The 12632-nt window shown below is 73.6% G+C and carries 11 protein-coding genes and 1 pseudogene; 7 read left to right on the plus strand and 5 right to left on the minus strand.

What is annotated here, in order from left to right:
- Positions 1-277 (plus strand): annotated as a pseudogene (locus ABWU78_RS03555) (PKD domain-containing protein); the annotation flags it as partial.
- 229 nt (positions 278-506) lie between these two features.
- Here the strand turns inward: ABWU78_RS03555 and ABWU78_RS03560 are convergent.
- Together ABWU78_RS03560 and ABWU78_RS03565 are read right to left on the minus strand one after the other, a co-directional pair.
- Positions 507-974, minus strand: a complete 468-nt coding sequence (locus ABWU78_RS03560; protein WP_253049950.1) for a hypothetical protein — start codon at positions 972-974, stop codon at positions 507-509.
- A gap of 175 nt (positions 975-1149) precedes the next feature.
- Complete coding sequence (locus tag ABWU78_RS03565) at positions 1150-1986, minus strand: hypothetical protein (RefSeq protein ID WP_439157562.1); 837 nt, start codon at positions 1984-1986, stop codon at positions 1150-1152.
- 27 nt (positions 1987-2013) lie between these two features.
- On the opposite strand from ABWU78_RS03565, the gene ABWU78_RS03570 reads away from it, so the two are divergent.
- From ABWU78_RS03570 to ABWU78_RS03595, 6 genes are all read left to right on the plus strand, one after another.
- Positions 2014-2802, plus strand: coding sequence for an ABC transporter ATP-binding protein (locus tag ABWU78_RS03570; protein WP_253049946.1), 789 nt, complete (start codon positions 2014-2016; stop codon positions 2800-2802).
- A 76-nt stretch (positions 2803-2878) separates the two neighbouring features.
- The gene (locus ABWU78_RS03575; RefSeq protein ID WP_375824889.1) at positions 2879-3349 is read left to right on the plus strand and encodes an NfeD family protein; all 471 of its coding nucleotides are present in this window, start codon (positions 2879-2881) and stop codon (positions 3347-3349) included.
- Positions 3350-3414: 65 nt separating this feature from the next.
- Entirely contained in the window at positions 3415-4728 is a 1314-nt protein-coding gene (locus ABWU78_RS03580; protein WP_439157563.1) for an SPFH domain-containing protein, read from the plus strand.
- A 236-nt stretch (positions 4729-4964) separates the two neighbouring features.
- Positions 4965-5765: a TetR/AcrR family transcriptional regulator gene (locus ABWU78_RS03585; protein WP_439157564.1), complete on the plus strand. Its 801-nt coding sequence runs from the start codon at positions 4965-4967 to the stop codon at positions 5763-5765.
- Positions 5766-5894: 129 nt separating this feature from the next.
- Complete coding sequence (locus tag ABWU78_RS03590; protein ID WP_439157565.1) at positions 5895-7628, plus strand: ABC transporter ATP-binding protein; 1734 nt, start codon at positions 5895-5897, stop codon at positions 7626-7628.
- Positions 7625-9742 (plus strand): ABC transporter ATP-binding protein, encoded by a 2118-nt coding sequence (locus ABWU78_RS03595; RefSeq protein ID WP_439157566.1) that lies wholly within the window; start codon positions 7625-7627, stop codon positions 9740-9742. The genes ABWU78_RS03590 and ABWU78_RS03595 overlap by 4 nt, the downstream gene beginning before the upstream one ends.
- 99 nt (positions 9743-9841) lie before the next feature.
- Here the strand turns inward: ABWU78_RS03595 and ABWU78_RS03600 are convergent, their stop codons facing one another.
- The 3 genes from ABWU78_RS03600 to ABWU78_RS03610 all read right to left on the minus strand — a co-directional run bounded on the left by ABWU78_RS03600 (position 9842) and on the right by ABWU78_RS03610 (position 12530).
- Positions 9842-10114: a metal-sensitive transcriptional regulator gene (locus ABWU78_RS03600; RefSeq protein WP_253049936.1), complete on the minus strand. Its 273-nt coding sequence runs from the start codon at positions 10112-10114 to the stop codon at positions 9842-9844.
- A 293-nt stretch (positions 10115-10407) separates the two neighbouring features.
- Positions 10408-10767: a rhodanese-like domain-containing protein gene (locus ABWU78_RS03605; RefSeq protein WP_439157567.1), complete on the minus strand. Its 360-nt coding sequence runs from the start codon at positions 10765-10767 to the stop codon at positions 10408-10410.
- Positions 10764-12530 carry an FAD-dependent oxidoreductase gene (locus ABWU78_RS03610; RefSeq protein WP_439157568.1) on the minus strand — a complete coding sequence of 589 codons (1767 nt, stop codon included), beginning with the start codon at positions 12528-12530 and terminating at the stop codon, positions 10764-10766. Before ABWU78_RS03610 ends, ABWU78_RS03605 begins: the two co-directional genes overlap by 4 nt.
- Positions 12531-12632 lie beyond the last annotated feature (102 nt).

The raw sequence follows: 12632 nt of genomic DNA on the forward strand, positions 1-12632 counted from the left end.
GCGCTCGTACGCCTGGGACTACGGCGACGGCACCACCCCGGTCTCCACGACCGACCCCGGCGCCGCCTACCCGCACCACACCGTCGCGCACACCTACGACCAACCCGCCGAGCAGGTCCAGATCACGCTCACCACGACCTGGTCCGGGCAGTTCCGCATCACCGGCACCACCACCTGGACCGACGTCACCGGCACCGCGACCACCACCAGCACCGCCGACCCGCTGCGCGTCTACGAGGCCCGCTCCCGCCTCGTCACCGACGACCTGCCCGACTGACGCGGCCACCCACCCGCGGCCCCATCGCAGAGGCCCGGACGGCCGATCGACGTCGGCGCCAGCAGCAGGTCCGCTACCGCGACCGGAACGTCGTCGAGCGCTACGTCAACGAGCTCAAGCGGTGGCCCGGCATGCGATGCGAACCGACGGGCCCGCCCGCAACCGCCGTGCCGCGATCGCCCTCGCCGCCACCTCGACCTGGCGACGCACCATCTCACTGTGACGCACCTCAGAGCAGGTCGTTCTCCGCCTCTTCGATGGGGCCGCTCCACCATGAGTCCGGCCCGGTCGCGGTGCGATCGATCGCGTGCAGCCGCTTTCGGAGCTTCCTCAGCCGTGTGCGGTGAGAGAGGCCGTTGCGTGCTGGGAGGACGCGAGGAGGAACCTGCCCCTCCTGGAATGCACGAAGACGCTCCGCGGCCTGTTCAGCCGTCATCGTCACCGGTGTCGGGGCAGGCGGCCCGGAGCCGAGATACTCCGCGAAGGCCTCCAGGAAGCCCTCGGTGGCCCTTCGGTCGCGGTTGAGCGGGGAACACTCGCCTGTCGCGACATCGCACACCGATGTCGTCCCGTCGCTGTCCTCCATGACCAGAAACTCTCCGTCGTGGACACTGCCGATCTCGCGAGCCCCGGAAACGACGTCCGTTCTCACCGTCGCCGGGTAGAGGTGGATACCGAACAGATGCTCCTCGCGCACGCCCTCAACTCTATCGGGATGGACCGCAACGACTTTCAGCCCCGCAGCACCACATCGATCAACGCACCCTGGGCCTGCGTGCCCGGGCGCCGCACCCTCGTGAGATCGACCCCAACGTTCGAGATCGACCCTCTGGGGGTCGATCTCACAACGCACGGGTCGATCTCGCGGAGCGTCAGGAGGCGGCGATCCAGAGGGTGGCGGCGCCGAGGGCGTGGCGGGAGGCGCGGTCGACCTCGCGCAGGGCGGTGGAGCGCTGGTCGGCCTGCCAGAGGTTGACGGACCCGCCGTCGTCGGCGGTGGCCAGGTCGACGATGGCGCGCAGGCGGGCGGCCTGGGTGAGCACCTGGACGGCGCGCGGCGGGACGGACGCGGGGAGCTGCCAGGCGGGGACGCCGCCCGCGCGCAGGTCCGCGAGGGCGCCGGCGGCGTCGTCGCGCCAGCGCGCGACGTCGAGCTCGTCGAGCGCGCGGGTCGCGAGGAGCAGCGCGGTGCGCAGGTCGCGCTCGGCCTCCGCGAGCGAGCCGAGCGCGCCGAGGGCGCGCGTGCTCCACGGTCCCACCGACGTCACGTGCCACGTCACGAGGTGGCCCGGCTCGAGGTCGCTGCCGAACTCGGTGACCTCCGGGACGAGCGCCCACGAGCCGGACGACGTGGTGACCACGACGCACTCTCCGGCGTCGGTCGCGCGCGCGGCGGCCTCCGGCGGGACGCCGGCGACGTCGCCGGGGACCGGAGCCAGCGCGACGACCTCGCGCGCGTCGCCGGCCCACGCCCCGGCCAGGTCCTCCAGGCGGAGGTCGCCCAGCGCCCCGGACACGACGTGCGGCTCGTCGTCGCGCTGCACGGCGCGGAGCAGGCGGGCCAGCCCGTCGTCGTCGCCCAGGCGCGCCGCGCGCAGCCAGAGCGCGAGGAGCGCGCTGCGGGGGAGGGCGCCGGTGCTGGACGCGGAGCCGGGACCGGAACCCGGGCCGGTCGCGTCGTGCGGGCCCTCGGACGAGTGTGAGACCACGTCGGCCAACCTATAGGGTCGGTGACCATGAGCGCGGTTCTCGACCTGAAGGGCGTCACGGTCCGCCGTGACACCAAGACCATCCTCGACGCGGTGGACTGGCAGGTGAACGAGGGCGAGCGGTGGGTCGTGCTGGGCCGCAACGGCGCCGGCAAGACGACCCTGCTGCAGATCGCGTCCGCGCGCATGCACCCCACCGCGGGCACGGCGGACATCCTCGGCGAGCGGCTCGGCCGCGTCGACGTCTTCGAGCTGCGCCCGCGCATCGGCCTCGCCTCCGCGGCGCTGGCCGAGCGGATCCCGGGCGACGAGACGGTGCGCGACGTCGTCCTGACGGCCGCGTACGGCGTCACCGGCCGCTGGCGCGAGGAGTACGAGGAGTTCGACGCGGAGCGCGCGAGCGACCTGCTCGCGGCGTTCGGCGTCGACCACCTGGCGGACCGCCTGTTCGGCACCCTCTCGGAGGGCGAGCGCAAGCGCACCCAGATCGCGCGGTCGCTCATGACCGACCCCGAGCTCCTGCTCCTCGACGAGCCGGCCGCCGGGCTCGACCTCGGCGGGCGCGAGGAGCTGGTCGGCGCGCTGTCCGAGCTCGCAGGCGACCCGGCGTCTCCCGTGCTCGTGCTCGTCACGCACCACGTCGAGGAGATCCCGCCCGGGTTCACGCACCTGCTGCTGCTCAAGGACGGTGTCGTGCACACGGCCGGCCCGGTCGAGGAGGTCCTCACGGCCGAGAACCTCAGCGACGCGTTCGGCCTGCCGCTCCTCGTCGCGCACGGGGGTGGGCGCTGGATGGCGCGCGCCGCACGGGTGTGACGCACGCGTCGCGCACCTGCGCGGGGACGCGTGCACGGCGGGCGGAAGTTCGGTAAAGTACACGTAAAGCGCGCACGTGGGAACGGGGGTCGAGATGGACTGGCTGTGGTGGGTCGGAGCGGCGCTTCTCCTCGCTCTCGTGGAGATCATCTCGCTCGACCTGGTGCTCATCATGCTGGCCGGCGGCTCGCTCGCCGCGGCCGGCGTCAACGCTGCCGGCGGGCCGTTGTGGCTGCAGATCGTGGCGTTCGCGGTCGTGAGCGCCATCCTGCTGCTCACGCTGCGGCCGTGGCTCCTGCGCCACCTGCGCTCGCGGGTGCCGCTCACGGAGACGAACGTCGCCGCCCACGTCGGCCGGACGGCGCTCGCCGTCGACCGCGTGAGCGAGTTCGGCGGCCGCGTGAAGCTCGTCGGCGAGGTCTGGACCGCGCGGACCGAGCCCGACGCCCCCCAGATCCCGGTGGGGACGGAGGTGCGCGTCGTCCGGATCGACGGCGCGACGGCCGTCGTCGCGCCGCTGCCCGCCCAGCACCCGACCGGGTCGTGACCGACCGGCACGACCCGCACCGCGCCGCCGGGCGACCGGTCGCGCCGCCGACCAGGAGGTAGTCGATGAACGACCCCAGTCCCGGAACGATCCTCGCGTACGTCGTCCTCGCGCTGATCCTGATCTTCGTGGTCGTCGCGCTTGTCAAGGCGGTGCGCATCGTGCCGCAGGCGGTCGCGATCATCGTCGAGCGCCTGGGCCGGTACTCGCGCACGCTCGAGCCGGGCCTGCACCTGCTGGTGCCGTTCATCGACCGCGTGCGCGCCTCGGTCGACCTGCGCGAGCAGGTCGTCTCGTTCCCGCCGCAGCCCGTGATCACCTCGGACAACCTCGTGGTCAGCATCGACACGGTGATCTACTTCCAGGTCACGGAGCCCAAGTCGGCGGTCTACGAGATCGCGAACTACATCACGGCGATCGAGCAGCTCACCGTCACGACCCTGCGCAACGTCATCGGTTCGATGGACCTCGAGCAGACGCTCACGAGCCGCGACCAGATCAACGGCCAGCTCCGCGGCGTGCTCGACGAGGCCACCGGGCGTTGGGGCATCCGCGTCAACCGCGTCGAGCTCAAGTCGATCGACCCGCCGCCGAGCGTGCAGGGCTCGATGGAGCAACAGATGCGCGCCGAGCGTGACCGTCGTGCGGCGATCCTCACCGCGGAGGGTGTCAAGCAGTCGCAGATCCTCACGGCCGAGGGCGAGAAGCAGGCGGCGATCCTCCGGGCCGAGGGTGACGCGCAGTCGAAGATCCTCACGGCCGAGGGCGAGGCGCGCGCGATCCTCCAGGTGTTCGACGCCATCCACGAGGGCGACGCCGACCCCAAGCTGCTCGCGTACCAGTACCTCCAGATGCTCCCGCAGATCGCGAACGGCAGCGCGAGCAAGCTGTGGGTCGTGCCGACGGAGTTCACGGCCGCGCTCGGGTCCATCGCCAAGGGCTTCGGCGGCGTGCCCGGGATCGACGGCGGGGGAGTGCCGAGCGCGACGCCCGCCGAGGACGCGGAGGCGGCCGAGGCGAGCGCCGAGGCGCGCCGCGAGCGCGAGCGCGACCGTGTGAAGTTCGGCGTGCCGTCCCTCACCGACCCGTCGGAGGCGCTGGCCGAGGCACGTCGTCAGGCCGAGGCGGCCACCGCGGACGCCACGAGCGCAGGCACGCGCTCCGGTCTCCCGTTCGACCCGCAGACCGAGCGCGGCCAGCACCCGGGCGGCGCCGGCGAGCACCGCGCGGGCCCGCCGGAGCCGGGTGCCGCGACGCCGCGCCCGCTCGGGGGCCCCGCGCAGTACGCGCCACCCCCGCCGCCGCCCGTGGAGGACGCGCCCGGGGCGGACGAGCCGCCGTCCGGCGACCAGCCGCCGTCGTTCCCGCCGCACCGCTGACCTCCGGGGTCGACGTCGCACGGTGACGCCGTCGCCGACGGCACCGCGACGCTGACGCCCGCGTCGTCGGCACCCTGCGGGTGACCCCCGGCGGACGCTGGGTCCGTACCGCAGAGCCCCGCACCTTCCCGGTGCGGGGCTCTCGCGCGTCGCAGCAGGGGCGTGTCGTCGGTACGGGGTTCCGCCGTGAGCGGACGGCATTGCGAGTGAGTGCTCACTCAGTTAGCGTCGCCCTTGTGACACCGCTCCCTTCCCCGTCGGACGCGCCCCCCGGCACGTCGCCCGACGCGACGCCCGACGCGTCGCCCGACGCGTCGCCCGACGCGCCCGCTCCGGAGCGCACGCGTGCCCGCCCGCTCTCGCGCGAGGAGCGGCGCGACGCGATCGCGGCCGCGACGATCCCGCTGCTCGTCCAGCACGGCGCCGCCGTGACGACCCGGCAGATCGCGGACGCCGCCGGGGTGGCCGAGGGGACGCTGTTCCGCGCGTTCGCCGACAAGGACGAGATCCTGCACGCCGCCGTCGTGCGCTCGCTCGACCCGGCGCCCGCGGTCGCCGCGATCACCGGGCTCCCCGACGACGACGGTCTGCGCCCGCTCGTGGTGAGCATCGTCGAGTTCCTGCTCGAGGCGCAGCGCGTCGGGATGCGGATCTTCGCCGCGGCCCACCAGGTGCTCGACCCCCACCGTGGCGGCGCGCACGGGGCCGGGGCCGGCGACCCGCGGACCGAGCGGCAGGACCGGGCTGACACCGTGCGGCGGATGCATGCCGGGCACGGCCCGGACGCGCGACGGGCGGGGTTCGACGCGCGCGAACGCTCCGCGCGCGAGATCGTCGGGGCGATCGAGCGCACGCTCGTCGCCCACCGCGCGGAGCTGCGCGTGGACCCGGGGCTCGCGGCGCGCGCCGTCTTCTCCCTCGTCTTCGGAAACGCCTTGCCGCACCTGTCCGGCGGTGACAGGCTCGACGCCGTGCAGCTCGCCGACCTGATCCTGGGCGGCATCGGAGCGGACGTCACCACCGACCCCTCGCCCTGAGGGGCGCGCCGCCCGCGCCCTGCGGCGGCCCTCGCCCGGCCCGCCGCACGGTTCGAGCCCCCGGTGCGCCCGGGAGCGTCCACCGGCCCGACCCTCCGTCCCGTAGCCCCCCACCCGGACAGGAAACCCATGCTCGTCAGCCTCTTGAAGACGCGGTTGCGTCCTTACCTGACACCCATCCTCATCCTCCTCGGGCTCCAGCTCGTGGCGACGCTCGCGTCGCTGTACCTCCCGAGCCTCAACGCCGACATCATCGACCAGGGCGTCACGCAGGGCGACACCGCCTACATCATGCGCACCGGCGGCCTGATGCTCCTCGTGAGCCTCGGGCAGGTCGTGTGCGCGGTCGGGGCCGTGTACTTCGGTGCGCGGGTCGCGATGTCGTTCGGCCGCGACGTGCGCGCCGGCCTGTTCACCAACGTGCAGCGCTTCTCCGCCCAGGAGATGGGCCAGTTCGGCGCGCCGTCCCTCATCACGCGTACGACGAACGACGTGCAGCAGGTGCAGATGCTCGTGCTGCTGTCCCTGACGATCATGGTCATGGCGCCGATCATGCTCGTCGGCGGCGTGGTCATGGCCCTGCAGGAGAACGTCGAGCTCTCCGGCCTGCTCCTCGTCATCGTGCCGGTGCTCGGCGTGAGCGTGGGTCTGATCATCTGGCGGATGGTCCCGTACTTCCGGCAGATGCAGAAGAAGATCGACGGCATCAACGCCGTCCTGCGCGAGCAGATCACGGGCATCCGCGTGATCCGCGCGTTCGTGCGCGAGCGGCACGAGGCCGAGCGGTTCGACGTCGCGAACGACGCGCTGTTCGACGTCTCGCTCAAGGCGGGCAAGCTCATGGCGCTCATGTTCCCGACCGTCATGCTCGTCATGAACGCGTCGAGCATCGCGGTGCTGTGGTTCGGCGGGCGCCAGATCGACGCGGGCGACATGGAGGTCGGTGCGCTCACCGCGTTCCTGTCCTACCTCATGTACATCCTCATGGCCGTGATGATGTCGACGATGATGTTCATGATGGTGCCGCGCGCCGCGGTCTCCGCCGAGCGCATCACCGACGTCCTGCGCACGACGGCCACGGTCGTCGAGCCGGAGCGGCCCGTGGCGCTCACGTCGCGGACCGGGCGCGTCGAGCTCGACGGCGTCGAGTTCCGCTACCCGGGAGCGGAGGACCCGGTGCTGCACGACGTCTCGTTCGTGGCCGAGCCCGGGCAGACGACCGCGATCATCGGCTCGACCGGCGCCGGCAAGACGACGCTGCTCAACCTCGTGCCGCGGCTGTTCGACGTCACGGGCGGGTCGGTGCGCATCGACGGGACCGACGTGCGCGACCTCACGGGCGCGGACCTCGGGTCGCTCCTCGGCCTCGTGCCGCAGAAGGCGTACCTGTTCTCCGGCACCGTCGCGGACAACCTCCGGTACGGCCGCCCCGACGCGACGGAGGAGCAGATGTGGGAGGCGCTCGACGTCGCCCAGGCCCGCGAGTTCGTCGAGGCGCTGGACGGCGGGCTCGACGCGCCCGTCGCGCAGGGCGGGACGAACTTCTCGGGCGGACAGCGCCAGCGGCTCGCGATCGCCCGCGCGATCGTGCGCGACCCCGCGGTCTACCTGTTCGACGACTCGTTCTCCGCGCTCGACTACGCGACCGACGCGCGCCTGCGCGCGGCCCTCGCGCCCCGCACCCGCCGGTCCACGGTGATCGTCGTCGCGCAGCGCGTCGCGACGATCCGCGGCGCCGACCAGATCCTCGTGCTCGACCACGGCCGCATCGTCGGCCGCGGCACGCACGCCGAGCTCCTCGAGTCCAACGAGACGTACCAGGAGATCGTCTACTCCCAGCTCTCGATCGAGGAGGCAGCATGAGCGGCGAGCAGGACGCCTCGCGCACGCCCGCGCCGTCGGGCGGGGACACCCCCGCGCCCGGTTCCGACGCTCCCGCGAAGGGCGGCGACGTCGCCCGCACCCGGCTCGCCGGGCGTCCCCGCGGCGGCGGTGGGCACGGCCCCATGGGCGGCATGGGCGTGCCCGGCGAGAAGGCGCTCGACTTCAAGGGTTCGCTGCGCCGGTTCGCCGCGTCGCTGCGGCCCGAGCGCGTGCCGATCGTCGCCGTCGTGATCCTCGGCGTCGTCTCGGTGGCGCTCGCGGTCGCCGGCCCCAAGCTGCTGGGCAACGCGACGAACATCATCTTCGCGGGCGTCGTCGGGTCCCAGCTCCCCGCGGGCGTGACGCAGGCGCAGGCCGTCGACGCGCTGCGCGCCCAGGGGCAGGACCAGATCGCGGACCTCGTCTCGGGCGTCCCCGGGCTCGTCCCGGGCGAGGGCATCGACTTCACGGCGCTCGCGACCGTGCTCGCGTGGGTGCTCGCGGTCTACGTCGGCTCGTTCCTGTTCGGCTGGCTGCAGGGGCGCATCACGGCGATCGTCGTGCAGCGCACCGTCTACCGGCTGCGCGGGGAGGTGCAGGCCAAGCTCGGGCGCCTCCCGCTGTCGTACTTCGACCGCAACGCGCGCGGCGAGATCCTCTCGCGCGTTACGAACGACATCGACAACATCTCCCAGACGCTCACGCAGACGCTCTCGCAGCTCGTGACGTCGGTCCTCACCGTGGTCGGCGTGCTCGGCGTGATGTTCTGGATCTCGCCGCTGCTCGCGGTCGTCGCGCTCGTGACGGTGCCGCTGTCCGTGATCGTCACGGCCCAGATCGCCAAGCGCTCGCAGCCGCAGTTCATCCAGCAGTGGGCTGCCACGGGGCGCCTCAACGCTCACATCGAGGAGATGTACACCGGGCACACGCTGGTCAAGGTCTACGGCCACCAGCAGGCCGCGATCGACGACTTCGAGCGCGAGAACGGCGACCTGTACGACGCGAGCTTCAAGGCGCAGTTCATCTCCGGCACCATCCAGCCGGCGATGGGCTTCATCGCGAACCTCAACTACGTGATCGTCGCCGTGGTCGGCGGTCTGCGCGTCGCGTCGGGCACCATGACGCTCGGCGACGTGCAGGCGTTCATCCAGTACTCGCGCCAGTTCACGCAGCCCATCACGCAGATCGCGTCGATGATGAACCTGCTCCAGTCGGGCGTCGCGTCGGCCGAGCGGGTCTACGACCTGCTCGACGCCGAGGAGCAGACGCCGGACCCGTCGCCGGCGCAGACGGTCGACCCGGTGCGCGGTCGCGTCGCGTTCGACGACGTGTCGTTCTCCTACAGCCCGGACACCCCGCTCATCGAGCACCTCGACCTCGTCGTGGAGCCGGGCCAGACGATCGCGATCGTCGGGCCGACGGGCGCGGGCAAGACCACGCTCGTCAACCTGCTCATGCGGTTCTACGACGTGGACTCGGGCCGGATCACGCTCGACGGCGTGGACACGCGCGACATGACGCGCGACGACCTGCGCTCCGACATCGGGATGGTGCTCCAGGACACGTGGCTGTTCCAGGGCACGATCGAGGAGAACCTGCGGTACGGCGTGCGCGACGGGCGCGAGGTGAGCGAGGAGGAGTTCCTCGCGGCGACGCGCGCGACGCACGTCGACCCGTTCGTGCGCACGCTGCCCGACGGGTACGCGACGGTGATCGACGACGAGGGGTCGAGCGTGAGCGCGGGGGAGAAGCAGCTCCTCACCATCGCGCGCGCCTTCCTCGCCGACCCGGCGATCCTCGTCCTCGACGAGGCGACGAGCTCGGTCGACACGCGCACGGAGGTGCTCGTGCAGCAGGCGATGAACGCGCTGCGCGAGGGCCGCACGTCGTTCGTCATCGCGCACCGTCTGTCGACGATCCGCGACGCCGACACCATCCTCGTCATGGAGCACGGCTCGATCGTCGAGCAGGGCTCGCACGACGAGCTGCTCGCGGCGGGCGGTGCGTACGCGCGACTGTACGAGAGCCAGTTCGCGGCGCCGGTCGGCGCCGAGGCGCAGGACGACGCGGTGGACGCCGCCGCGGCCCCCGCGGGCCGGCCGGCCGGCGCCTGACATGGCTCGGCCCGCGCCGGCCACCCTCGGGTGGACCGGCGCGGGCCGGTTTGGGAGGACGACGAGGGCCGGCGACCGGGTGGTGATCCGCCCGGGCCCTCAGGCGAGCGAGAGGAACAGCTTCTCGAGCTTCGCGACGTCGAGCGTCGGGTCCTCGCCGTCCTCAGCCGGCTCGGTGAGGCACTGGCGCATGCCGGACGCGATGATCGCGAAGCCCGCGCGGTCGAGCGCGCGCGACACGGCCGAGAGCTGCGTGACGACGTCCTCGCACTCCCGCCCCTCGTCGATCATGCGCACGACGGCGGCGAGCTGGCCCTGGGCGCGCTTGAGCCGGTTGACGACCTTGTCCATGTCGGTGCGGTCGAGCTCCACGGTCGTTCTCCTGCGTTCGTCGGGGTGGTTCGTCTCGGGAGGTTCGGCAGCCGCCTGCCGCGGTGCCCGGTCTGCCGGGCTCCGGGCAGGGCCGCCGTCAGGCGCAGGTGCAGCGCTGCTCGGGCGGCACCTCGGCCATGACCTCGTCGGCGTGCATGCCGCAGCCGGTCCAGGTGGTCTTGCCGCAGGTGCGGCACAGGGCGGGACTGCACATGGTGTTCTCCTCGGTTCGGGGGTTCGGGGGTTCGGGGGTTCGGGGTTCGGTCGAGGCGGGGCGGTCGGGTGGTGCAGGATCAGCGTCGCACGGCTCCGCCCGCGGCCTGCCACGCGCCGAGCCCGCCGGACAGGCTCGTCGCGGCGTAGCCGAGCGAGCGGAGCTGCCGGGCCGCGGTGCGCGAGCGCATCCCGGACGCGCACACGACGACGACGATCGCGCCGTCCCTGAGGCGACGGGGCGCGGCGGACGGGAGGTCGGCGAGCGGCACGTGCACGGCCTGGGGTGCGTGCCCGGCGCGCCACTCGTCGCGCTCGCGCACGTCCAGGAGCGTCGCGCCGTCCCGGACGAGCTGCACCGCCGTGGTGGCGTCGACGGTCGGCCGCAGGGCGCCGTCGTCGGTCGAGCGGGAGAAGAGGCGGCGGAGGCGGTCGATCATGCGGGGACTCCTTCGAGGGTGCGCGCGGCGCGCGGCGTGGTGGTCAGGGTGAGCCAGCCGCCGGATAGGTTGCGCGCGTCGAGCCCGGCGGCGAGCAGGACGCGGGTGGCGAGGTAGGAGCGCACGCCGCTCGCGCAGTGCACGGCGACGGGTCGCCCGGCCGCGGCGGCGCGCACCTCGTCGAGCCGCTCGCGCAGCTCGGTGTGCGGCACGTTGAGGGCGCCGTCGAGGTGTCCGCCGGCGTGCTCGGCGCGTGACCGGACGTCGAGCACGAGCGACGTCGCGACGACCTCGTCGAGGTCGGCCGCGTGCCACTGCGGCATGGTGCCGTCGAGCACGTTCTGCGCGACGAAGCCGAGCATGTTCACGACGTCCTTGGCCGCGCCGAACGGCGGCGCGTACGCGAGCTCGAGCTCGGCGAGGTCGTCCGCGGCGAGCCCGGCGCGCAGCGCCGTCGCGAGGACGTCGATGCGCTTGTCCACCCCGGCACGGCCCACGGCCTGGGCGCCGAGCAGGCGGCCGTCGGGCGCGAAGCTCGCCGTCAGGTGCACGGGCTCCGCCCCGGGGAACCAGCCCGCGTGGTGGGTCGCGTGGACGCGGACCTGCTCGTGCGCGACGCCTGCGGACGTCAGCGTCGCGTGGCTCGGCCCGGTGACCGCGGCGGTGAGGCCGAACACCCGCACGATCGCGGTGCCGAGCACGGGCGCCTGCGGCGTCGTCCGGTGGCCCAGCATCGAGTCCGCGGCGCGCCGGCCCTGGCGGTTGGCCGGGCCGGCGAGCGGGACGGGACCCGTCGCGCCGGTCACCGCGTGCACCACCTCGACGGCGTCGCCGACGGCCCACACGTGCGGGTCGGACGTGCGCTGGTCGGCGTCGACGCGGATCGCGCCGCGCTCGCCGAGCGCCAGACCGGCGGCCGCGGCGAGGTCGCTCGCGGGCCGGACGCCGACGCTCACGAGCACGACGTCCGCGTCGAGCGTCGTGCCGTCCGCGAGCTCGATCGCGACGGCGTGGGTCGCGCCGGTCGGCTGCGGCACGACGGCCGTCGCGGAGGTGCCGAGGTGCAGCCCGACGCCGTGGTCGCGCAGCTCGTCCGCGAGCAGCGGGGCGAGGTCCGGCTCGAGCGGCGGCAGCACCTGGTCGGCGCGCTCGACGACGTCGACCGCGAGCCCGCGGGCGACGAGCGCCTCCACGGCCTCCAGGCCGATGAATCCCGCGCCCACGACGACGGCCCGCACCGGGGCTGTGCGCCCCGCGGCGACCTCGGCCTCGAGGCCCGTGAGCCGCTCGGCGAGCGCGTCGAGGTCTCCGACCGTCCGCAGCGTGTGCACGGCCGGGTGGTCGAGACCGTCGACCGGCGGGAGCACGGTGGTCGCGCCCGGCGCGAGGAGGAGCGCGTCGTAGTCGAGCTCGTACGTCCCGCCCTCGGCGGCGACGGTGACCGTGCGCGCCGCGCGGTCGACCGCGGTGACGCGGTGACGCGTCCGCACGTCGAGGTCGAGGCTCGCGCGGAGCGAGACGGGCGTGTGCAGCAGGAGGGCGTCGCGCTCGGCGATCTCGCCCGCCACCTGGTACGGGAGGCCGCAGCCCGCGAACGAGACGTGGTCGGACTGCTCGAGCACCACGATCGACGCGTGCTCGTCGAGGCGACGGGCGCGCGCGGCGGCGCTCATGCCGCCCGCGACGCCCCCGACGACGACGATGCGGCGCGGGCCGTCGGTGTCGGACGGGTGGGTCGTCGAGCCGGGAGTCGAGGGGATCATGGCTCGACAATACCCCCGGGGGTATTGATCGGCGCAAGCCGACGGGCTGAGAGGTCCGTCACGGGACGTGCCCGGTCGGTGGGCGGACCCCTCACAGCCGAC

The sequence above is a fragment of the Cellulosimicrobium sp. CpK407 genome, from assembly GCF_051844275.1.
Taxonomy (GTDB): Bacteria; Actinomycetota; Actinomycetes; order Actinomycetales; family Cellulomonadaceae; genus Cellulosimicrobium; species Cellulosimicrobium cellulans_G.

What these genes read in the sequence shown, in the direction of transcription:
- ABWU78_RS03610 (WP_439157568.1), bottom strand. Translation starts at nt 12,530, where the DNA reads ATGATCCCCTCGACTCCCGGCTCGACGACCCACCCGTCCGACACCGAC.
- ABWU78_RS03590 (WP_439157565.1), top strand. Translation starts at nt 5,895, where the DNA reads ATGCTCGTCAGCCTCTTGAAGACGCGGTTGCGTCCTTACCTGACACCC.
- ABWU78_RS03570 (WP_253049946.1), top strand. Translation starts at nt 2,014, where the DNA reads ATGAGCGCGGTTCTCGACCTGAAGGGCGTCACGGTCCGCCGTGACACC.
- ABWU78_RS03605 (WP_439157567.1), bottom strand. Translation starts at nt 10,767, where the DNA reads ATGATCGACCGCCTCCGCCGCCTCTTCTCCCGCTCGACCGACGACGGC.
- ABWU78_RS03580 (WP_439157563.1), top strand. Translation starts at nt 3,415, where the DNA reads ATGAACGACCCCAGTCCCGGAACGATCCTCGCGTACGTCGTCCTCGCG.
- ABWU78_RS03595 (WP_439157566.1), top strand. Translation starts at nt 7,625, where the DNA reads ATGAGCGGCGAGCAGGACGCCTCGCGCACGCCCGCGCCGTCGGGCGGG.